The sequence below is a fragment of the Leifsonia sp. NPDC058230 genome (assembly GCF_042882245.1).
Lineage (GTDB): Bacteria > Actinomycetota > Actinomycetes > Actinomycetales > Microbacteriaceae > Leifsonia.
Genome location: NZ_JBHVWM010000005.1, coordinates 233,999 through 254,801, shown reverse-complemented (window position 1 = coordinate 254,801; position 20,803 = coordinate 233,999). Strand labels below are relative to the sequence as shown.

Genomic DNA, 20,803 nt, shown 5'->3' with positions numbered 1-20,803 from the left:
CTCGCGCCGGCCACGCGTGTCCCCCCTTCGGGGGCACACAGGGGAGACTATAGGTGGGTGCCGACCATGCCCGCCAGGGGGCCGCGCAAATGTCTCGTGCTCTTAAGTTGGCGGTAACCGCCGCGGACCGCGCTGCTACGATCGGCCTCACACCCCGGCTCTGGGAGGAGACATCGTGCGTCGCTTGATCGTCACGGAGTTCATCACGCTCGACGGCGTCGTCGAGGCTCCGGGGGGAGAGATCGGGCATCCGCACTCCGGATGGACGGTGCCGTACGGCACGCCGGAGCTCTTCGAATTCAAGCTTCAGGAGATCCTCGACGCCGATGCGCTGCTGCTCGGACGCAAGACCTTCGAGCAGTTCGCGGAGGCCTGGCCGGTGCGAGACGGCGAGTTCGCCGACAAGATGAACACGATGCCGAAGTACGTGGTCACCCGGCGCACCGACGAGCTGGGCTGGAACGCATCCCGTCTCGGCGACGACGTGCGCGCCCGGGTCGCCGAGCTGAAGGCGGGCGAAGGCGGGCCGATCCTCGTCGCCGGGAGCGCGACACTGGTTCGCTCGCTTCTCGTGTGGAGTCTCATCGACGAACTGCGGCTGCTGACGTACCCGGTGATCGTCGGCGGCGGTACCCGGATGTTCCCCGACGACCGCGGCAGGGCGGCGCTCGAACTCACCCGGCTCGACCGATTCGACACGGGCGCCGTGCTGCACGTCTACAGCTTCCGAGGCTGATGCTCACCGCGATCATCGGGCTCGCCAGCGCCCTCGTCTACGGCTCTGCCGACTTCTTGGGCGGTCTCGCGGCCCGCCGCATCAGCGCTCTGCGAGTCACCGCCGTCTCTGCGTTCGCGGGACTCGCCGCGCTGCTGGTGGCGTCTCTGTTCGTGGGCGGCCGGTGGTCCGCCGGCGCGGTCGGCTGGGGTGCCCTGTCCGGTGTGACGGGAGCCATCGCGATCGCGCTGCTCTACGCCTGCCTCGCGCTCGGGCCGATGAGCATCCTGTCGCCGCTGACGGCGGTCGTCTCCGCGGTCGTGCCCATGACCTGGGGGCTGCTCGGCGGAGACACGCTCGCTCCGATCGGATACGTCGCGCTCGGCATCGCCCTCGTGGCCGTGGTGCTCGTGGGGTTCGTGCCCGAGAAGGGGGCGGTGCGGCCGAGTCTGCGCGGCATCCTGATGGCCGTCGGATCGGGCGCGATGATCGGCGCGTTCTTCATCCTGATCGACCAGACGCCGGACGACTCCGGGCTCGTGCCGCTGCTGGTCAACCGCGCTGTCTCCGGAACGATCATGTTCGCGGCGGTGGGCGTGGTTGCGGTCGCGGCCCGGCTCCGGCGGACGCGCACGGCTGCACTGGTCGGCGCGGGCGGCGTCGCGGTCGACGATTCCTCCGCGCGTCCCGGACCAGTGGTCTCGGGATGGCGTCCAGGGCTGCTGCTCGCGGTCGCGTGCGGGTTCGTGGATGCGGCTGCGAACGTGCTGCTGCTGATCGGCATCCGGATCGGCGAGCTGAGCGTGATCTCGGTGCTGACGGCGATGTACCCGGCCGGCACGATCATCCTCGCCGCAATCGTGCTGCGCGAGCGGATCGCGCCGGTGCAGTGGGTGGGACTCGTGCTGGCGCTGATCGCAGCCGGGATGCTGGCCGTCGCCTGAGCGGTCGCGGGCACCAGCGCGGTGCGACGGCCCTTGTTAGGGTTGCCTTACCTCATCTACTCTGGAGGAACCCTCCCCCCGACGCGCGCGAAACGGCCCATGAAGAACACCAGCACCCGCCTTCTGCTCACCTGCGCCGCGATCGGCGTCGCCGGGGGAATCGTCTTCTCGATCAGCGCATACGTCTCGGGCACGCTCGCCGCAGCCGCACCGATGTTCTACGGCGCGGTCATCGGCGTGTACTTCCTTCCGGGTGTGATCGCGCAGGCTCTGCTGCGGCGTGGCGGTGTCGCGCTGATCACCTCGGTGATCGCTGGACTCGTGTCGGTGCCGTTCCAGCCGATCGGATTCGCCGCGGTGATGGCCGCCGGGTCGATCGGACTGCTGCAGGAGCTCCCGTTCGCTGTGACGCTCTACCGCTATTGGCGCGCCTGGCTGTTCTACGCCGCGGTCACCGTGGCCGGCCTGGTGTTCGGGTTCGGGGTGTTCATCGCCCAGGGGGCCGAGCAGAGCCAGCCGTGGGTGCAGGTGGTGCACATCGGGCTGTTCGTGTTGAGTCCCATCCTCTTCACCTGGATCGGCCGCGCCGTCGCCGCAGCGCTCGACCGCACCGGCGTCGGTCGTGGGCTGCAGCTCCCCGTCGTGCGGCCGCGCCGTCGCCGGGACACCGATGTGCTGTCGATGGTCGCCACCGGCGCCGCAGGCGTTCCGTCCTCACGCTGAGGCGACCGTGACCGACCCGGCGGCGCTGTCCCTGCGCGGGGTGCGCATCCGTCATGAGGGCGCGGAGGCGTGGACCCCCGACGGCGTGACGCTCGACGTGGCACCCGGCGAGGTGCTCCTCGTGCTCGGGCCGAGCGGATGCGGCAAGTCGACGCTGGCGCTGGCTCTGAACGGGCTCGTCCCGCATGCGGTGCCGGCCGCCCTCGAAGGCACGGTGCTCGTTGGCGGGCTCGACACGAGGGAGGCGCGGGTCGCCGAACTGAGCACGCGGGTCGGCATGGTGTTCCAGGATCCGGATGCGCAGCTCGTGACCGCGACCGTGCTCGACGAGGTCTGTTTCGGGCCGGAGAACCTTCTGGTGGCGGTGGCCGAGGTGCTGGCGCGTGCCGAAGGGGCGCTGCGTGCGGTCGGGCTCTGGGAGCGGCGGGACGATAATCCGGTCACGCTCTCGGGCGGCGGCAAGCAGCGGCTGGCGATCGCGTGTGCACTGGCGCTGGACGCTCCCATCCTGGTGCTCGACGAACCGACCGCCAATCTCGACCCGGCCGGGGTGGAGGAGGTGTACGCCGTGCTGCGCGAGCTCGTCGCTGCGCCCGCCGACGCGACCCGGCGCAGCATCGTGCTGGTCGAGCACAACCTCGACGCCGCGATGGGCATCGTGGACACCGTGGCGGTGCTGGATGCGGCCGGCCGGCTCGTCGCCCACGGTGCGGCCGACGAGGTGCTGCGCGAACGGGCGGACGAGCTGCTCGCTCTCGGGGTGTGGCTGCCGACGGCGACACTTGCCGCGCTGCGCCTGCGCGCCGCGGGCGTGGCTCTCGCCCCGCTCCCGCTGACGGTCGCCGAACTCGCCGCGGCCCTCGACCGCGTGCCCGCGCCCGCGCCCGCGCCCGGCCTGCCGGGGCGTGAGTCGCGGCAGATCGACCTTCCGGGCGCGCCGGAAGGTCGATTCGCCGCGAGTCGAGCGGATGTGGCGGGCTCGAGCGCGGTGCGCGTGCGCGGCCTGAGCGTCAGGCGCGGCAAGCGCGAGGTGCTGCGGGACGTGTCGTTCGAGGTCGGGCGTGGTGACTTCGTGGCCGTTCTCGGCGCGAACGGGGCCGGGAAGACGACACTCGTGCAAGCGATCGCGGGGGTCATCCGCCCACCGCGCGGCACCGTCGAGGTGGGCGGTCTCGACCCGTCTCGCGCATCCGTGCCGGAACTGACCGAGGCCGTTGGGTTCGTGTTCCAGAATCCGGAGCACCAGTTCGTTACCCACTCGGTCGCCGACGAGCTCGGCTACGGCCTGCGGCTGCGCACGACGCCCGACTCCGAGGTCGCGCAACGCGTCGACCGGATGCTCGCAAGGCTCGGTCTGCTCGCTCACCGCGACGCGCATCCCTTCCTCCTCTCGGGCGGGCAGAAGCGCAGGCTCTCGGTCGGCACAGCCCTCATCGCGGGCGCCCCCGTTCTCGTGCTCGACGAGCCGACCTTCGGGCAGGACCGCGAACGCGCGACCGAACTCCTCGCCACGCTGGCCGAGCTCAACCGCACGGGCACCACGGTCGTCATCGTCACGCACGACCTCCAGCTGGTGGCCGAGTATGCCAGCCATGTAGCGATCCTCTCGGAAGGCCGGCTGGCCGCGTTCGGCGAGACCGCGGACGTGCTGGCGGATGCGGAGACCCTCGGGCGTGCCGGGCTGCGTCCTCCGCCGCTGGCACGGGCGTTCGCGGGTCTTGCCGCGCATCCGGAGTGGCACGGGATCACCCGGCTGGCAGACCTCCCGCAGGCGTTGGCGGCCACGGCACAGCCGACCCCGGCACAGCCGACGACTCGCGATCGGGGACGCCCGTGAGCATCCTCACCACCGATCCGTACGCCGGCGCGACGACGGCCGCTCCCGGCCGCTTTCTGCACCACCTGAACCCGTTGGCCAAGATCGCGGCGGTGCTCCCGCCGATGGCGGTGCTGCTGTTCACACGCGACCGCTTCACACCGCTCGCCTTCATCGTGCTCGGGATCGCGCTGATCCTGATCGGTGCGAGGGTGCGTGCGGCGATCGTGGTCGGGCTGCTCGTGGTGCTTCCGGCGATCGTGCTGGTGATGGGGGTGAGCTTCGGCTTCTGGGTGGATGCGTCCCGGGTCGAAGACCAGCGCATCCTGTTCACCGTCGGCGCGTTCGACTACACCGCCGGCGCGTTCGCGGTCGGCCTCGCCACGTCGCTGAGGCTGGCGAGCCTGGTCGTTCTCGCGCTGATCGGCGGCCTCACGACGACCGGACCCGACCTGGCGCGCTCTCTCGTGCGACAGCTGCGCGTTCCGTACCGCGTCGGCTACACCGCGATCGCGGCATACCGTTTCATCCCGCGGTTCGCGACCGAACTGGCGCTCATCCGGCAGGCGCAGCGGGTTCGCGGGGTCGCTCGCGGTCGTGGCCCGATCGCGGCGACGCGGCGGGCGTTCGCGGCGGTGGTCCCGTTGCTCGCGTCGTCGATCCGGCACGCCGACCGGATGGCGCTGGCGATGGAGTCGCGGGCGTTCGGGGCGCATCCCACCCGCACCGAGCGGTACCCGACGCCGTGGCGGATTCGCGACACGGCCTTCGTCCTGCTGTTCTGGCAGGTCGCGGCGGCGATCTTCGTCGCCGGGGTCGCGGTCGCGCCCTGACGGGTCAGTTCGTCCGGTCGGTCTCGGGCGAGTCCACGCGTGCGGCCGCCTCGAGCGCAGTGAGCGCCTCCCGGATGCGCGCGACCTGACCGTCGTCGAGCTCGGCGAGGATCGCGGTCACCGTGTGGGCGCGGTCGAATCGGGCACGGAGGAGGAGCTCGTTGCCCGCATCCGTGCCGACGACGAAGAACGAACGACCGTCGTCGGGGTCGGGCTGCCGGGTCACGAGGCCGCGGGACTCGAGGTCGGTGACGACCCGGGTGATCGTGGGCGCGGCGACGATCTCGATGGCCGAGATCTCGCTCGGCCGCAGCGGCCCACGGCGCACGATCGTGGAGAGGGCGGAGAGCTGGCCGTGGCTGAGGCCTCCGGTCGACGATCGCATCCGCCGGTTGAGGCGGCCGACGGCGAGGGCCAAGCGTCCGGCGAGGTCGTCGTCGTCGTCGGCGAACACCTGTTCCTGCCGGGCCTGGCGCCCGTCGCCCGTCACCATCGACGTCTCCCAGAACTACGCGCGGCTCGCACCGACTTCCTCGCTATCCACTTCGGCGACCGCCCCATCGACGATCGTGTCCTCATGAACATACTTGGATCCGCCTGCGAATGAGGCGATTGCTCCGATGATGGACATGATCGCGGCGGCGAGGAAGACCACGACGAGTCCATCGTGGAACGGCCCGGAGATGAGTTGGGGGAAGAACTCCTTGCCGACCAGTGCCGCACCGTCGACATGCGGACTCGTGAGCACGCCGGTCGGACCCAGCAGGCTCTGGATCGGGTTGTAGCCGAGGAAGGCCGCGAACAGGCTGCCGACCGGTGGGGTCTGGCCGATCTGCGTTGCGATGTCCGTGGGCACGCCGTGCGAGGTGAGGCCGTTGGTCAGCGCCGCGGGAAGCGTCGTCGCGAGGCCGGCGATCATCAGCGAGAAGAAGATGCCGATCGAGAGCGAGCTTCCGGCATTCAACGCGACCCCGGCCATCCCGGATGCGGACCCGCGCTCGTTCGCCGGCACACTGTTCATGATCGAGGTGCGGTTCGGCGACGAGAACAGTCCCGAGCCGATGCCGTTGAGCCCGGTCAGCAGGGCGAACTGCCAGTACTCGAAGTTCACCGGGATGAGCAGGAGGCCGATGAAGGTCAGCCCGACCAATGTGAGCCCGACCGTCGCGAAAGCGCGGGATCCGAACCGGTCGGAGAGCGCCCCGGAGATCGGGCCCGCGATCAGGAAGCCGATCGTGATCGGGAGCATGTAGATGCCGGCCCACAGCGGTGTCGATTCGTAGCTGTAGCCGTGCAGGGGCAGCCAGATCCCCTGCAACCAGATGATCAGCATGAACTGCAGACCGCCGCGTCCGATCGAGGCGAGGAACCCGGCGAAGATTCCTGACGAGAACGCCCGGATGCGGAACAGCCGCATATCGAACATCGGCGACTTCACGCGCAACTCGATGAGCACGAACGCGACGAGCAGCACCAACCCGCCGATGATGGATCCGAGAACCCAGGGATTGCCCCAGCCCTGCGTGCTGTCGCCGTAGGGCTGGATGCCGTAGGTGATGCCGGTGAGCAACGCGATGAGGCCGATGCCGAACGTGACGTTGCCCAGCCAGTCGATGCGTCCCGGGTTCTTCTGTCCCACCTCGTGCAACGACTTGTACGACCAGATGGTGCCGAGGATGCCGAACGGCACCGAGACGAAGAACACCGCGCGCCAATCGATCTCCGCGAGCACGCCGCCGACGATCAGGCCGATGAAGCTTCCGGCGATGGCGGCGACCTGGTTGAGGCCCAGCGCGAAGCCGCGCTTGTTCGCGGGGAACGCATCCGTCAGAATCGCGGTCGAGTTGGAGAAGAGCATGGCGCCGCCGATGCCCTGCACCAGCCGCCAGACGATCAGCCACATGGCCGCCGTCCCGCCGCTGAACGGGTCGAGGCAGAGTGCGATGGCCGCCACGGTGAAGACCACGAAGCCCAGGTTGTAGATCTTGACGCGACCGTACTGGTCGCCCATCCGCCCGAACGTCACGACGAGTACCGCGGTGACGAGCATGTAGCCCATGAGCATCCACAGCAGGTAGCTGACGTTGCCCGGTTCGAGCGGGTTCAGCTTGATGCCGGTGAAGATCGCCGGGAGGGAGATGATGACGATCGATGCGTTGATCGTCGCCATCAGCATCCCGAGCGTGGTGTTGCTGAGCGCCACCCACTTGTAGTGCGGGTGGTCTTTGTTGAACATGCCGGTGCGGGCAGAGGGGGCCAAGGTCGTCCTTCGATTCACGGAATTCACATCGGTTGCGTGTGTAGTTGCTTTATATGCATCAACTATATATCCGTGTGACGCCGGTCGAGCGACGAGCTCTGCGCGCACCGCTGGTAGCGGTGGCGCCCGGCGTCAGAACCCTTCTGGTGCCCGTGGCGTGTACGGCAGCTCGAGACGATCGATCTCCTCCGGCGACAGCACCACGTCGACCGACGCCACCGCGTCTTCGATGTGCCGCAGCTTCGTCGCACCGACGATCGGAGCCGTCACTGCGCTCTTCTGACGCACCCACGCCAGCGCCACCTGCGCCCGGGAGACGCCACGCTCCTCGGCGACTGCGGCGACCGCCTCGACAATGGCGCGGTTCGACTCCTCCGTGCTGCGGTAGAGCGTCTGCCCGAACCGGTCTGTCTCCGAGCGGCCGGTGGTTGCACCCCAGTCCCGGGTCAGCAGACCACGGGCGAGGGGCGACCACGGGAGCACGCCGACGCCCTGGTCCTCGCAGAGGGGGTGCATCTCCCGCTCCTCTTCGCGCTGCACCAGGTTGTACTGATCCTGCATCGACACGAACGGCGTCCATCGGTTCGCCCGCGCCACCTCCTGCGCCTGCGCGAACTGCCACGCCCACATCGACGACGCCCCGATGTACCGGGCCTTGCCCGCGCGCACCACGTCGTTCAGCGCCTCCATCGTCTCCTCGATCGGTGTCTCCGGATCCCATCGGTGGATCTGGTAGAGGTCGACGAAGTCCGTGCCGAGGCGGCGGAGGCTGTGATCGATCGCCGACAGGATGTGCCCGCGCGACAGTCCCGCATCGTTCGGACCGGGGCCCATGCGCCCGTGGACTTTGGTGGCGATGACGACATCGTCGCGCTTCGCGAACCTGCCGAGCGCCGCTCCGACGATCTCCTCGCTGCTGCCGTCGGAGTAGACGTCGGCCGTGTCGAAAGCGGTGATTCCGGCCTCGAGTGCCGCCCGGATGAACGGCTCGCTCTCCTCCGCACCCAGCGACCAGGGATGCGCACCGCGGCCCGGTTCGCCGAAGCTCATGCAACCGAGCACGACCTCCGACACCTTCAGACCGGTACCGCCGAGGTTCACGTATCTCACGAGGGGTCCTTTCACTGGATGGCTGTCTCGTCAGTCTAGGGAGCACGCATCCCTCGCGCCTCTGGGCCGGCAGCGATATGGGTGTACCCTTCGAACGATTGAGTAATCCTCATAACATCCGGTGGAGAAGACCGATGCCGTACTTCAGCGATCCGCGCCGCGAATACTTCAACGGGGATCCCGCAGCCGAGGTCGGCTCGTTCGCGTGGACCCTCTACGACGATGTCGGAACGCTCGTGCAGATGCGCTTCGAACTGTTCCCGGGGGATCTGGAGGGTGCCGACTTTCCTCCGCGTCAAGGCTTCGACGAGTTCCTCGAGTTCCTCGGGCCCGCCTGGGATGCCGTCCTCTCGACTCGCGAGGAATTCGTCCTGCAGATCCTCGAGCTCGATCCGCTCCGGCTGGGCAGCTACGGGCTGACCGGACCGGAACTCGCCCTCAAGCTGGCCAGCTGGCAGGCGTCGAGGGACCTCCTGACAGAACTGCTCCGCCGGTTCGGCGAGGGCGAGGAGCCGCAGGAGGAGGAGCGCCCGCCGTCGTCGCGCATCCGGCCCGCCGAACGGATCCCGTGGATGCAGCGCATCGCCAACCGGTTCCCCGCGCTCAGACCGATCCTCATCACCGGCAAGGTCGGGCTGGAACGGGCGGACGTCGCCCTCGAGAGTCTCGTGAAGCTCGCGCCGCTCGGCGACCGGCTCGTCGAACTGAAGAAGATGGTCGAGTCGGGACTGGGAGAACTCGCCGACCGGATGGAATAGTCGGGGCTACTCCGCCGAAGTTTCCTGCGCGCTCTGCAGCAAGAGCCGGCGCATCGCTGCGAACGCTTCGTCGGAATCACGTGTCTGAATGGCGGTCGCGACAGCGGTGTGCTGCGAGAGCGCGGCCGGGTGCGGATGCTCGGGTCCGAGGCCGTGCGCCAGCCGTCCGGTGAGGAACTCGCTCACCAGCGACTCGAGCCGGCGGAACATCGGATTGCCGGAGGACGCGAGCACGAGCGCGTGGAAGCGCACATCCAGCTCCAGGAATCCCTCGCTGTCGCCCTCCTCACTGGCGGCCCACATGCGGGCTGCGAGCGCGACCAGTTGCGCCGCCTGCTGGGCGGAGGCTCTGGTCGCGGCCAGTCGGGCCGCCTCGGGCTCGACGGCGACGCGGAGTTCGATGAGGGATGCGACCTGCTCGGCACGGTCGGGCGACTCCATCCGCCAGCGGATCACCCGCGGGTCGAAGAGGTTCCACTCGTCGGGCGTCAGGACGACAGTCCCCACGCGGCGCCGCGAGATGACGAGCCTCATCGATTCCAGAACGCGAACCGTCTCCCGGGCGACGGAACGGGAGACGCCGTACGAGCGCTCGATCTCGTCGAGGGTGATGACCGTGCCTGAGACCATCCGCCCCGCGCAGATGGCGGCCCCGAGCTGGTCGAGCACCTGGCCGTGCAGCCCCGGAAGCGACTGCAAGGGGAGCCTAGTCGGCGACATGACGGGAGCCTTTCGCTCGGGGGCGGGAGGGGGCGGCAGCCTGCTCAGAGGAGGCCCGCCCGCTCGTACGCCATTGCCGGGACCTGCGTGGCGAGCTTGCCGCCGCTGACGTCGACGAGCGTGCCGGTGATGTAGCGGGCGGCGTCGCTGGCGAGGAACAGCAGGAGATCGGCGACGTCGGTCGCGTCTCCCCAGCGGCGGAGCGTGAGCGTGTCGAGGAGTCGGGCCTGCGCCTCCTCGGGCAGCCCGGCGAACCCGTTCATCGCGGTCGGGATCATGCCGGGCGCGTATGCGTTCACGGTCACGTCCCATGGTCCGAGCTCACCGGCCAGCACGCGCGAGAACTGCACCACCGCGGCCTTCGAGGCGGCGTACGCTGCGCTCCCCACGCTGGGCACGATGGCCGCGAACGACGCCGCGTTGATGATGCGCCCGTGCGTGCTCTGCTTGAGATACGGGATGGCCGCCTGGCACATCCGGAAGACGCCGGTCACATTCACGTCGAGACAGCGGCCGAAGTCGGTGTCGCTGAGCTCCTCGACCGGGCCGTCGACGTTGATGCCGGCATTGTTGACCACGACGTCGACGCCGCCGAACGCCTCGGCCACGTCGGCCAGGGCACGCTTCACCGACGCCGAGTCGGTGACGTCGCAGGCGAACGCCGACGCGCGTCGGCCGGCGGAGCGCGCGCCCCGCGCGAAGTCCTGCGCTCCGTCCACCGCCACGTCGAGCGCGGCGACCGCGGCGCCCGCATCGCTGAAGCGCTGCGCGATGGTCCTGCCGATGCCGCGCGCGGCGCCGGTGACGACGACGACACGGTCTTCGAGTCCCCACTCCATGGCTTCTCCTCCTCGGATGATTATGCATACTATTACAGCGCAGTAGCCGTTTTAGTGTGCCTTATTCGAGGAGGCTTCGTTCGTGAGCGAATCACCGGTCATCTGGATCACGGGAGGCGGAAGCGGCATGGGCCGCGCGTCGGCCCTCGCGGCGGCGGACGCCGGCTGGCGAGTGGCGGTGAGCGGGCGCCGCCAGGAGGCGGTGGAGGCGACGGCCGCTGCGGTTCGCGCGGCAGGCGGCGAAGCGCTCGCCATGGCTGTCGACGTCACGGATGCCGAAGCGCTCCGGGAGGCGCATCGCAGCATCGTCGAGGCGTGGGGTGCTGTCACCGGGCTCGTGCTCGCGGCCGGCCGTAACGCGCCGCGACGCACCTGGGCCGACCAGTCGACGGACGAGTTCGCCGCCATCGTCGACACCAACCTGACGAGCGTCGCGCGGGCGATCGAGCTGGTGCTTCCCGGCATGCGCGCCGCAGGCACGGGGAACATCGTGGTGGTGTCATCCCGTTCCGCGTGGCGGTTCTCGCCTGGCGCCGGCGTCGCCTACATGTCGAGCAAGGCCGCGCTCGGGATGCTCGTGGCCTCCCTCAACGACCAGGAGAACGTGAACGGCGTGAAGGCGTGCCACCTGTGCCCGGGTGACGTGGACACGGACTTCCTCGCGCTGCGGCCCACGGTGCCGGATGCCGACCAGCGCGCGACCATGCTGACCGCCGACGACGTCGCGCGCACGGTGCGTTTCATACTCGACAGCCCGCGGCACGTGCGGATCGACGAGCTCGTCATCACTCCGATCGGACAGAGCTGACGAGACGCTCCGCGGCCGTCGACGCGCGCTCGACCAGGCGGGTCGAGAGCACGAGCGATGCCGGCTGCTCCCCCGCGATCGCGTTGAGCAGCAGGCGCACCATCTCGGAACCGATTCGCGCGAACGGCTGCTGCATCGTGGTGAGCTGCGGAACCGACTGGGTCGCGAACACCGAGTCGTCGAAGCCGCCGACCATGACGTCCTCCGGCACTCGCCGGCCCGATTCTTGCAGGACGACCACGGCACCGGCGGCCATGGCGTCGTTCGCCGCGAAGACCGCGTCGATGTCGGGGTCGCGTCGCAGCAGCTCCCGCATCGCCTCCTCGCCGGCCTCACGGCGATAGTCGCCGCTCGCGACGAGTCGCTCGTCGTAGAGGTCGCCCATCCCGCGGCGGTACCCTTCGAGCCGGCCCACGCCGCCCGGAGTATCCGCCGGGCCCGAGATGAACGCGATTCTGCTGCGGCCGTGGCTGCGGAGGTGCTCGACCATGGTGCGCGCACCGACGACCTCGTCGACGGAGACGCAGCTCAGCCGCCCCTCGAATCCGAGCGGCTGTCCACTGGCGACAACCGGCACTCCGGCATCGAGCAGGCTTTCGACGAGCGGGTTGCCGTAGTGCGACGAGAAGCCGAGGAGCACACCGTCGACATGGCCGGCGGTGATGTAGTTGAGAGCGCGCGATTGCTCTTCGGGCGAGCCGGCGACGATGAGCACCAGCGACAGGTCCTGCTCGGCCAGCGCCCGACCGGTCTCGCGGACGAGCGTCGCGAAGTTGGGGTCTTCGAAGAGCACACGCTGCCCCTCGGTCAGCAGGAACGCGACGGTGTTCGCCCTGGACATCGCGAGATTGCGAGCGTGGGGGTTCACCCGGTAGCGCGTCTTCTTGATCGCTGCTTCGACCGCTGCGCGCGAATCGGGACTGACCCAGTGCCCGCCGTTCAGCACGCGTGACACTGTGCCCTTGGACAACCCGGCCGCCTCGGCGACATCGGTGATCGTCGGGCGCTTAGACTCGCGCTTCATCGCAACAGCGTACCGCGGAGGGACGCGGGAGAACCGCGATCGAGACCCTGTTCCGCGGGTTCCGCACGGTGCACTCCCCGGGGCCGGTAGCCCAGCGACGCCGATTCGCCGAGCAGCTCCGCGAGCGTCCAGATGATCGCCAGCCACATCTCTGTGCCCTGGAGTCCCGGCTCCTGCTCCGGCGAGCCGGACGGCGTCCCCGCGGCGAACGGCATCCCCCTGCCGTCCTGCCAGCGCCCGAGCGCAGACTCGAGCTGGGCCCGAGCCCATTCGGTCGCTTCCCGCGTGCGGTGGTCGGTCTGCTTCCCCAGGAGCCACAGCGGATGCGCGACATCGAGCACATTGCAGGCGTTCTGGACGCCGTCCGCGAACCAGCGCCCGTCCTGCGCATGGTCGAGCAGGGTGTCGATCGTGCGCTCGGCGTGCGGAACCGGGAGTCCGAACTGCGCGTAGGAGCCGCGCGTCAGTCGGTAGTAGCCGTTGACGGCCTGCAGCCAGCCCTGGTCGGCCGAGGGCGGGGACCAGACACCGGTGCCTGCATCGATGCGGCTGGAGAGCCAGCCGAACAGCGCCTCCAGGCCGCCCGGCTGTCCGGATGCTCCCCTCGCGCGGTTCCAGTGGGCTGCCGTCGCCCACGCGTCCACCCATGCCCCGCAGGCCCAGCCGTCGCTCTGCCAGTCGAGCGCATCCAGAGCGGCGCACAGCTCGGCGGCACTCAGCTGGGAGACGCCGTGAACCGGATGCGCGAATCCGGACCGCAGGAGATCGAGCGCATAGCCCACCGAGAGCACGTGGTACGTCGCGTCACCCATTCCGAACACCGGTGCGTCCGGCGACCCGAACTGAGCGACGAGCCCGGTGGCCTCGTCCTGGAGGCTGCGCAGGCGCATCCGGTGCTCGTCGGCCGCGAGCTGCGCTGGCACGCTGCCCAGGAGGAGGTCGGCGAGCTCGACGGCATCGCAGTGCGCCCTGACCGTCGTCTCCGCACCGGGACGATCGACGTAAGCGCCTCCGCCCGAGGCCTCGAGCAGCCAGGATCGAGCGATGACGTCGCGGGCCTGCCGCCGCGCGCTGTCGCCGAAGCGCTCCAGTCGCGTCCGAATCGGAACGGCCCGCTCTCCGGTGCTCCGCCGATCCCGAACACGCCGTGCCGGATTGCCGGCCATGATGCTCCACGGCTCGACGTCCCTGGTCACCACCGCACCGGCGCCGATCACGGAGTGCGCGCCGAGGTGAACGCCGTCGAGCACGATGGCCGACGAGCCGATCCAGACGTCGTCGTCGACGACGATTCCGGCCGAGCGGGTGGGCTGCGTGTGGATGGGCGACTCCACACCGGTCGAGTGATTGAAGCCCAGCACGGACGCGTGAGCGCCGATCCTCACACCGCTCCCCAACCGCACGGAGCCGCGGACGACCGCGTACGGGTTGACCGTGCAGTCGTCGCCGGCGATCAAGTCGTGGGTGACATACGACCCGGCGGCGAGGTAGCAGCGGTCGCCGAGCTGCAGCCGATCCACACCGAGGATGGCACGGGGCGAGATGTACACATCCCTTCCGAACTGCGCACCGCCTTCAGCCAGCGCTTGCTGGATCGCGAGCTGCTCGTGCCGCTCGCTCTCGGTCGGCTCGCTCCAGTAGAGCCAGGGTGCGGCATCCAATCGGTCGGACATACCAGTCGCACTCATGCCCGTCGCTCAGGCCTCGTCGATCAGCTTGCGGATCTGATACTCGTGCACCGCCTCGGCGCCGCCCTCCGACCCGTACCCGCTCTCCTTCACCCCGCCGAAGAAGGTGTCCTCCCCTCCGAGCGAGAAGTGGTTGACCCCGACCATCCCGACCTCCAGCGCACGGGGCACGAGTGCGGCGGTGCGGGCCGAGCCCGTGAACACGTAGGCGGCCAGCCCGTACGGCAGACGGTTGGCCCGCGCGATGACCTCGTCCGTGTCGGTGAACGGCGCGGTCAGAGCGATCGGTCCGAACGGCTCCTCGTTCATCGACTGCGCATCGTCGTCGACGTTCGCGATGACGGTCGGCGCCCAGAAATGGCCGATGCCGTCCAGGGCACCGCCCGTGACGACCGAGGCGTTCCTCCCGGCGGCGTCGACGATGAGCCGCCGGACGGCATCCAGACGCCGCACGTTCGCGAGCGGCCCCATCTGGGCGCGTTCGTCGATGCCGTCCGCGACGACGAGCCGTGATGCGGCCTCGCTCAGTGCGCCGACGAACTCGTCGTGCACGCCCTGGTGGACGTAGAACCGGGTCGGCGAACCGCACGACTGCCCGGCGTTGTGGAACTTGCTGCCGATCGCCTGCTGCGCGACGGCGACCGGATCGACATCGTCGAACACGATCACAGGCGCGTGACCGCCCAGCTCGAGCATCGTGCGCTTCGCCCCTGCGCTCGCGAGTGCGGCGATGTGCTTGCCGACGCTGGTCGATCCGGTGAACGAGACCTTGCGCACCACCGGCGAGGCGATGAGGTGCGCGGATACGCGGGCCGGCTCCCCGAAGACGACGTTGACCACACCCGCGGGAAGGCCGGCGTCGACGAGCGCACGAGCGAGTTCCACGGCCGATGCGGGCGTCTCCTCGTCCGGCTTGATGACCATCGTGCATCCCGCGGCGAGCGCGGCCGCGATCTTGCGGGCGGGGACGATCAGCGGGTAGTTCCAGGGCGTGAACGCGGCGACCGGGCCGATCGGCTCGACACTCAGCGTGACGCGACGGGTCGCTCCGTCGATGGTCGACGTTCCGAACGAGCGCTGAGCCTCGCCGGCGAGGAAGTCGATGATGTCCGCGGAGAATGCGACCTCGTCCCGCGACTCACGGAGCGGTTTGCCGTTCTCCAGGGTCATCGCGGTCGCTATGGTCTCCGTCCGCTCGCGCAGCAGGGCTGCCGCACGGTGCAGAACGCCCGCCCGATCGCGCGGCGAAACGAGGCGCCACGTTCCGAACGCGCGTCCGGCCGCCGCCAGCGCGGCGTCGAGCTGCTGCTCGTCGGCGAGAGGGACGTTTCCGAGAATGGACAGCGTGGCCGGATTCTCGACCTGGCGGCTCCCGCTCCCACCGGTCTCGACCCACCGTCCGTCGATCAGCATGGCCAGCTGGGGGTACCGCCGGTCCGTCGCATCCGTCGAGCTGTCTGTGCTGTGAAGTTGGATCGACATCGTTCCTCCGTCTACGTGCTCTCACGTTGTCTGCGGTCTTCGCTCATGATACTCAAACCGGTTTCAGGATGGCAGACATACATTTGCACCAGTCGCTTCTCGCCCAGTGATGAAAGACACTGAGACCGGTAACAAGACCGGTAACAAGCTAGGTTGTCTGCATGACTTCTGGCCGAATCCCCGCACTGATGACGCTCGACCCTGTCTGGCAGCCGAAGCTGTTCGACAGCTCCGCCCGCGAGCGGCTCTCGGCGGTGCTGGACCTCTCTGATGCGCCCGCCTCGGCCGCGCAACTCGAGCGTGTCGAAGTGCTGATCACCGGCTGGGGGAGCCCATACATCGACGACCGGGAGCTCGACGCGATGCCGCGCCTGCGCGCCGTCTTCCACTCCGCGGGCACGCTGCGAGGGATCGTCGCTCCCTCCGCGTGGGAGCGGCAGCTTCTCGTGACCAGCGCGGCCGACGCCAACGCGATCCCTGTCGCCGAGTACACGATCGCCATGATCCTGCTCGCGGGCAAGCGCATCGACGATGCTGTGCGTCGATTCCGGCGCACGGTCGATCTGGAGGCATCCCGATCGGGTTCCGCGGGGAACTTCCGCACGACGGTCGGCATCGTCGGCGCCTCCCGGATCGGCAAGCGGGTGCTCGAGCTCCTCGAAGCGTTCGATCTGGAGGTGCTCGTCTCCGACCCCACCCTCGACGAGGGTTGGAACTCCACGAGCGCTCGGCTCGTCGAACTCGACGAGTTGCTCGCGGCGAGCGATGTCGTCAGCCTGCACGCCCCGCTCCTCCCCCGGACACGAGGGATGATCGGTCATCGCGAGCTCCACATGATGCAGCCGGGTGCGACCCTGATCAACACTGCTCGCGGCGGACTCGTCGACCACGCGGCCCTCGCGCAGGCCGTGGCCGACCACGGTCTGCACGCGGTGCTCGACGTGACCGACCCGGAACCGCTGCCTCTCGACCATCCGCTCCGCCACCTGGATTCCGTGATCCTCACGCCCCACATCGCGGGCGCCGCAGGGAACGAAGTCCACCGGCTGGGCGAGTCGGTGGTCGACGAGGTTGAGCGGTTCGCCGCCGGGCTGCCGCCGCGCGCCGCGGTCTCGGCGGCAGAGCTCAGCACGCGAGCCTGAGCCTCGACCGCGGCGACGGTTTCAGATCCGGTCGAGAGCGACCTCCGCCGGGGGCACGTGCTCGTCGATCGCGTTCCAGAATCCGGCCGGGATGTCCACCTCGGCGAACGCGACGGCCTCCTCCCAGCGTGCAAGCCCGGAGACGCCCACGATCGAGCTGTGCACCCGCGGGTCGCGCATGCTGAACTGGATCGCCGCCGCGGCCAGGGGGACGCCTGCCTCCCGGCATACAGCGGCGATGCCGTCGAGCGCGCGTTGCGTCAGCGGATGGATCGGCTTGTAGCCGTACGAGCCCTGGAACCGGGGATCGCCGGTCAGCACGCCGGCGCCGTACGGAGCTCCGTTGGTCACTCCGAGATCACGGGAGGCCGCCGCATCCAGGAGGGAGTCGGCGGAACGGTCGAGAAGCGTCCACCGATTGTGGGTGACGAGCGCGTCGAAGAGATCGGTCTCGACGAAACGCTGCAGCATGTCGACCGGGCCTCCGGAGATGCCGATGGCGTCGGTAAGACCCTGCTTCTTCATCTCGACGATCGCCTCGACGGCACCACCGGGCCTCATCGCGGCCTCGAACCCGATGACTTCGGGGTCGTGCAGGTACAGGACCTGCAGCCGATCCACTCCCAGCCGGTCGAGCGACTCGTGGACGGAGTCCCACATCCGGTCGCCGTCGAAGCGGTCATCGGACATGTCCCGGTCGAGCTTGGTCTGCACGACGAGACCAGAGGGAACGCCGCCGGCCCGAGCGATCGCAGCTCCGATGGTCGGTTCGGACAGCGCTTCGCCGTACATGTTGGACGTGTCGATCAGGTTCGTCTCTAGGCGGCCCGAGAAGAAGCGGTCCGCGATGTCGGCGAGCCGCCGCTCAGCGTCCTCCTGCGTCTCGTCCTTCCGGCGGGGGCCCCAGGACCCCGTGCCGATGGCGAGCGGCGTGACCGCGACACCGGTCCGTCCGAATGGGCGCTGCTGGTCGAGCTTCATTTCTTCTCCTGTTGTTTCTCGGCGATCGGGTAGCGGACGAAGGCGAAGCGCCTGCCATCCGGTGCCCAGCTGTTGACGTTCATGGTTCCCTGTCCGCCCAGGAACCGGGCGAGCTCATGCTGCTCCGAGCCGTCGGGCCGCATCCGCTTCAGTACGACGGGGACGTTCGCCTCGTGGCCGATGGTGCCGGGCGGGAAGCTCAGGAAGGCCACCCAGTCGCCCGACGGAGAGGCACGGGGGAACCAGTCGGAGGTTTCCGCCTCGGTGAGCCGCTCGACGGCGGTGGCGTCCGGCCGCATCCGGTACAGCTGCATGTGCCCCTCGCGTCGCGCATCGAGTGCCGCGTTGAAGTACAGCCAGCGCCCATCCGGAGCATAGTCGCAGCCGATGGCGTCGACGTCCCACTCCGTCAGCCGGTGCTCGGTCCCGCCCTCTGCCGGCAGGGTGTAGAGGTCGTTGGCGAACGGGCGGCCCGGACGGACGTCTGCGCCCGTGAAGGAGAGGGTCACGCCATCGGGTGAGATGCCCTGGAGGAAGTAGCCGAAGGGCCGGTCCTGCTCGCGGGTCAGACGCCGGGGGACGCCGCCGTCGAAGGGGACGGCGAAGAGATGTCCGCTCACCTCCGAGGAGGTGTAGATGGTCGCGCCGTCGGGCGAGAACACGTGATCGTTGTTGTGGTCGTCCAGCTCACCGGTCTCGATCCGCTCCACGACGCGATCGGACAGCCGGAGGCGGAACAGGCCGCCCCCGGAGTTGTAGACGATCCACTCCCCGTCCGGGCTCCAGTTGGGCGCCTCGATCACCTGTTCCGCTGAGCGGTGCAGCACGTCGACCTCGCCGGTCTCGACGTCGATCTCGCAGAGCTCCGACTCCTGACCCGGCAGCAACGACCGCCAGTTCGCAGAGGTGAGGATGCCGCTCATACGCCGGTGCCTTCGACCGGAAGCCGGCTCACCCTCACGGAACCGGCGGGCACGATTCCAGCAGCGCCGACGAGGACCTCCCCGTCGTCGGGAAGGGGGACGTCTTCTTCGCCGTGGTTGATCCGGATCACGTAGGCCGCGTCGTCACCGTGCCTCACGACGGTCTCGAGGGACCCGTCGCCCGTCTCGGCGACGATCCGAGCTTCACGGTAGGCGCCGGCGAGCACCGCGGAGAGGTCGTCAAGGCCGAACTCCGTCGAGAGGTACCACGCCGACCCACGTCCGTGCACCCGCCGGGTCACAGCCGCACCTCCGGCGGAGGGACCGTCGACGAAGTGGGACACGACCTCGGCATCGTCGATCTCGATGTCGTCGGTCCAGATCCGCCCGTGGGTACCGTCGGAGAGCTCGACCGTCTCGTCCACGCGCAGCGGCCGGTACTCGGGGATGCGCAGGCCGAGCAGCTCGCGCAGGTATCCCGGCGAGGCTCCAGCCGGAACCGCGTCGTTCTCATCGACGATCCCGGTGAAGTAGCTCACGACGAGGGTTCCCCCGCCTTCGACCCACCGGCCGAGGTTGTCGGCGGACTCCCGGGTCACCAGGTAGATGCCCGGAGCGATCACGAGATCGTACGCGCTGAGGTCCGCGGACGGATGCACGAAGTCGACCCCGACGCCGTCACGCCACAGCCGGCTGTAGAACGTCTCGGTCTGACGGCGCGTGCTCAAATCCGCACTGGGACGCCAATCGAGCTCGAGCGCCCAGTTCGACTCCCAGTCCCACAGGATCGCGACGCGGTTGCGCACGCGGCTTCCGAGGAGCTCCGACAGACCGCCGAGTTCCGCGCCCAGAGCGGTCACCTCGCGGAACACGCGGGTGTCGGGTCCACCGTGCGGCACCATGGCCGAGTGGAACTTCTCGGCGCCCGAGCGGGAGGCGCGCCACTGGAAGAACATGATGCCGTCGGCACCGCGGGCGAAGTGGGTCATGCTGTTGCGCCGCAGCTCGCCCGGAGTCTTGGCGAGGTTGCGCGGCTGCCAGTTCACGGCGGAGGTCGAGTGCTCCATGAGCAGCCAGGGCTCCCCACCGGCCAACGAACGGGCGAGGTCCGCATCCATGGCGAGCATGATGTGGCGGTCGGAGCGCTCCGCCGTCAGATAGTGGTCGTTCGAGACGATGTCGACCTCGCGGGCCCAGCGCCAGTAGTCGACCGCGGGGCAGCTGCTCGCCATGAAGTTCGTGGTCACCGGGATGCCCGGCGAGAGCTCGTGGAGGATGTCGCGCTCTCTGCGGAAGCACTCGCGCAGGGCGTGGTCGCTGAACCGGGCGAAGTCGAGCCGCTGGGCCGGATTGATCGCCGTCGCGGTCTGGCGGGGAGCGTCGATCTCGTCCCACTCGCCGTAGTGCTGACCCCAGAAGGCGGTGCCCCACGCGGCGTTGAGCGCGTCGAGCGAACCGTACCGAGCCGCCAGCCACACGCGGAACGCGCGCACGGAATCGTCGGAGTAGCACTCGGAGATGGGGGCGCCGTATTCGTTGTGCACGTGCCAGAGCCGAAGCCCCGGGTGCCTTCCGTATCGTCGGGCCAGCTCCGTGGTGATGCGGGTCGCCGCCCTGGCGTAGTCGGGTGAGCTTGGGCTCGCCATGCCGCGGGATCCGAAACCGAGCGGAACGCCGGACCGGGTCACGGGTCGCGCCTGCGGGTAGCCCTGCCAGAACCAGGCGGGAGGCGATGCCGTGGGGGTGCCGAGGTCGATCGCGATGCCAGCATCCGTCAGCAGCTCAAAGACGTCATCGAGCCAGCCGAAGTCGAACACGCCCTCCTTCGGCTCCAGCAGCGCCCAGGAGAAGATCCCGATGCTGACCAGGTTGACGCCCGCCTCCTTCATCAGGCGCACATCCTCCTCCCACACCTCGCGAGGCCATTGCTCCGGGTTGTAGTCGGCGCCGAAAGCGATCCGATCCGTGCCCGGCAGCCAACGGGCCGTCGTTTCCGCGCTCGGCGATGGGGTCGGGCGGGTGATGTCGATGGTCATG

At 69.3% G+C, this 20,803-nt stretch carries 19 protein-coding genes; 8 read left to right on the top strand and 11 right to left on the bottom strand.

The features are described from left to right. The first annotated feature begins 175 nt into the window (after nt 1-175). The 5 genes from ACFVV0_RS17230 (at nt 176) to ACFVV0_RS17210 (ending at nt 5,031) form a co-directional block, all read left to right on the top strand. Nucleotides 176-736 (top strand): dihydrofolate reductase family protein, encoded by a 561-nt coding sequence (locus ACFVV0_RS17230; protein ID WP_387065807.1) that lies wholly within the window; start codon nt 176-178, stop codon nt 734-736. Continuing rightward, a complete protein-coding gene (locus tag ACFVV0_RS17225) occupies nt 736-1,659 on the top strand; it encodes an EamA family transporter (protein WP_387065804.1) in 924 nt (307 codons plus the stop codon). Before ACFVV0_RS17230 ends, ACFVV0_RS17225 begins: the two co-directional genes overlap by 1 nt. Before the next feature lie 99 nt (nt 1,660-1,758). Then, entirely contained in the window at nt 1,759-2,382 is a 624-nt protein-coding gene (locus tag ACFVV0_RS17220; protein WP_387065801.1) for an ECF transporter S component, read from the top strand. Next, the gene (locus tag ACFVV0_RS17215; protein WP_387065798.1) at nt 2,330-4,219 is read left to right on the top strand and encodes an ABC transporter ATP-binding protein; all 1,890 of its coding nucleotides are present in this window, start codon (nt 2,330-2,332) and stop codon (nt 4,217-4,219) included. Before ACFVV0_RS17220 ends, ACFVV0_RS17215 begins: the two co-directional genes overlap by 53 nt. After that, on the top strand, nt 4,216-5,031 hold the full coding sequence (locus ACFVV0_RS17210) for an energy-coupling factor transporter transmembrane component T family protein (RefSeq protein ID WP_387065795.1): 816 nt from the start codon (nt 4,216-4,218) through the stop codon (nt 5,029-5,031). The genes ACFVV0_RS17215 and ACFVV0_RS17210 overlap by 4 nt, the downstream gene beginning before the upstream one ends. Before the next feature lie 4 nt (nt 5,032-5,035). Here ACFVV0_RS17210 and ACFVV0_RS17205 read toward each other — a convergent pair whose 3' ends face one another. The 3 genes from ACFVV0_RS17205 to ACFVV0_RS17195 form a co-directional block, all read right to left on the bottom strand. Further along, a complete protein-coding gene (locus tag ACFVV0_RS17205; RefSeq protein ID WP_387065792.1) occupies nt 5,036-5,524 on the bottom strand; it encodes a MarR family winged helix-turn-helix transcriptional regulator in 489 nt (162 codons plus the stop codon). A 15-nt stretch (nt 5,525-5,539) separates the two neighbouring features. Next, nucleotides 5,540-7,291 carry an MFS transporter gene (locus tag ACFVV0_RS17200; RefSeq protein ID WP_387065789.1) on the bottom strand — a complete coding sequence of 584 codons (1,752 nt, stop codon included), beginning with the start codon at nt 7,289-7,291 and terminating at the stop codon, nt 5,540-5,542. Between the two features lie 132 nt (nt 7,292-7,423). Further along, nucleotides 7,424-8,401 (bottom strand): aldo/keto reductase, encoded by a 978-nt coding sequence (locus tag ACFVV0_RS17195; RefSeq protein ID WP_387065786.1) that lies wholly within the window; start codon nt 8,399-8,401, stop codon nt 7,424-7,426. A gap of 134 nt (nt 8,402-8,535) precedes the next feature. Between ACFVV0_RS17195 and ACFVV0_RS17190 the strand changes: the two genes are divergently transcribed. Next, nucleotides 8,536-9,159 carry a hypothetical protein gene (locus ACFVV0_RS17190; RefSeq protein ID WP_387065784.1) on the top strand — a complete coding sequence of 208 codons (624 nt, stop codon included), beginning with the start codon at nt 8,536-8,538 and terminating at the stop codon, nt 9,157-9,159. A 6-nt stretch (nt 9,160-9,165) separates the two neighbouring features. Here the strand turns inward: ACFVV0_RS17190 and ACFVV0_RS17185 are convergent, their stop codons facing one another. Continuing rightward, a complete protein-coding gene (locus ACFVV0_RS17185) occupies nt 9,166-9,879 on the bottom strand; it encodes a FadR/GntR family transcriptional regulator (RefSeq protein ID WP_387065781.1) in 714 nt (237 codons plus the stop codon). A 44-nt stretch (nt 9,880-9,923) separates the two neighbouring features. Further along, on the bottom strand, nt 9,924-10,718 hold the full coding sequence (locus tag ACFVV0_RS17180) for an SDR family NAD(P)-dependent oxidoreductase (RefSeq protein WP_387065779.1): 795 nt from the start codon (nt 10,716-10,718) through the stop codon (nt 9,924-9,926). An 82-nt stretch (nt 10,719-10,800) separates the two neighbouring features. Between ACFVV0_RS17180 and ACFVV0_RS17175 the strand changes: the two genes are divergently transcribed. Further along, complete coding sequence (locus tag ACFVV0_RS17175) at nt 10,801-11,526, top strand: SDR family oxidoreductase (RefSeq protein WP_387065776.1); 726 nt, start codon at nt 10,801-10,803, stop codon at nt 11,524-11,526. On the opposite strand, the gene ACFVV0_RS17170 is transcribed toward ACFVV0_RS17175, so the two are convergent. Genes ACFVV0_RS17170 through ACFVV0_RS17160 form a run of 3 tightly spaced genes read right to left on the bottom strand, consistent with a single transcriptional unit; the run spans nt 11,504 to nt 15,720 of the window. Further along, nucleotides 11,504-12,550: a LacI family DNA-binding transcriptional regulator gene (locus tag ACFVV0_RS17170; protein ID WP_387065773.1), complete on the bottom strand. Its 1,047-nt coding sequence runs from the start codon at nt 12,548-12,550 to the stop codon at nt 11,504-11,506. The two genes, ACFVV0_RS17175 and ACFVV0_RS17170, sit on opposite strands and share 23 nt — an antisense overlap. Beyond that, a complete protein-coding gene (locus tag ACFVV0_RS17165; protein WP_387065770.1) occupies nt 12,547-14,238 on the bottom strand; it encodes an acyltransferase in 1,692 nt (563 codons plus the stop codon). Before ACFVV0_RS17165 ends, ACFVV0_RS17170 begins: the two co-directional genes overlap by 4 nt. A 9-nt stretch (nt 14,239-14,247) precedes the next feature. Further along, nucleotides 14,248-15,720, bottom strand: a complete 1,473-nt coding sequence (locus ACFVV0_RS17160) for an NAD-dependent succinate-semialdehyde dehydrogenase (RefSeq protein ID WP_387065767.1) — start codon at nt 15,718-15,720, stop codon at nt 14,248-14,250. Nucleotides 15,721-15,881: 161 nt separating this feature from the next. On the opposite strand from ACFVV0_RS17160, the gene ACFVV0_RS17155 reads away from it, so the two are divergent. Then, nucleotides 15,882-16,862, top strand: coding sequence for a hydroxyacid dehydrogenase (locus ACFVV0_RS17155; protein ID WP_387065764.1), 981 nt, complete (start codon nt 15,882-15,884; stop codon nt 16,860-16,862). A 21-nt stretch (nt 16,863-16,883) separates the two neighbouring features. Here the strand turns inward: ACFVV0_RS17155 and ACFVV0_RS17150 are convergent, their stop codons facing one another. The 3 genes from ACFVV0_RS17150 to ACFVV0_RS17140 are packed head-to-tail and all read right to left on the bottom strand — an operon-like array spanning nt 16,884 to nt 20,802. After that, nucleotides 16,884-17,843 (bottom strand): aldo/keto reductase, encoded by a 960-nt coding sequence (locus tag ACFVV0_RS17150; RefSeq protein WP_387065761.1) that lies wholly within the window; start codon nt 17,841-17,843, stop codon nt 16,884-16,886. Next, a complete protein-coding gene (locus ACFVV0_RS17145; RefSeq protein WP_387065760.1) occupies nt 17,840-18,766 on the bottom strand; it encodes a TolB family protein in 927 nt (308 codons plus the stop codon). Before ACFVV0_RS17145 ends, ACFVV0_RS17150 begins: the two co-directional genes overlap by 4 nt. Beyond that, nucleotides 18,763-20,802: a beta-galactosidase gene (locus ACFVV0_RS17140; RefSeq protein ID WP_387065757.1), complete on the bottom strand. Its 2,040-nt coding sequence runs from the start codon at nt 20,800-20,802 to the stop codon at nt 18,763-18,765. The genes ACFVV0_RS17145 and ACFVV0_RS17140 overlap by 4 nt, the downstream gene beginning before the upstream one ends. Between the last annotated feature and the right edge of the window lies 1 nt (nt 20,803).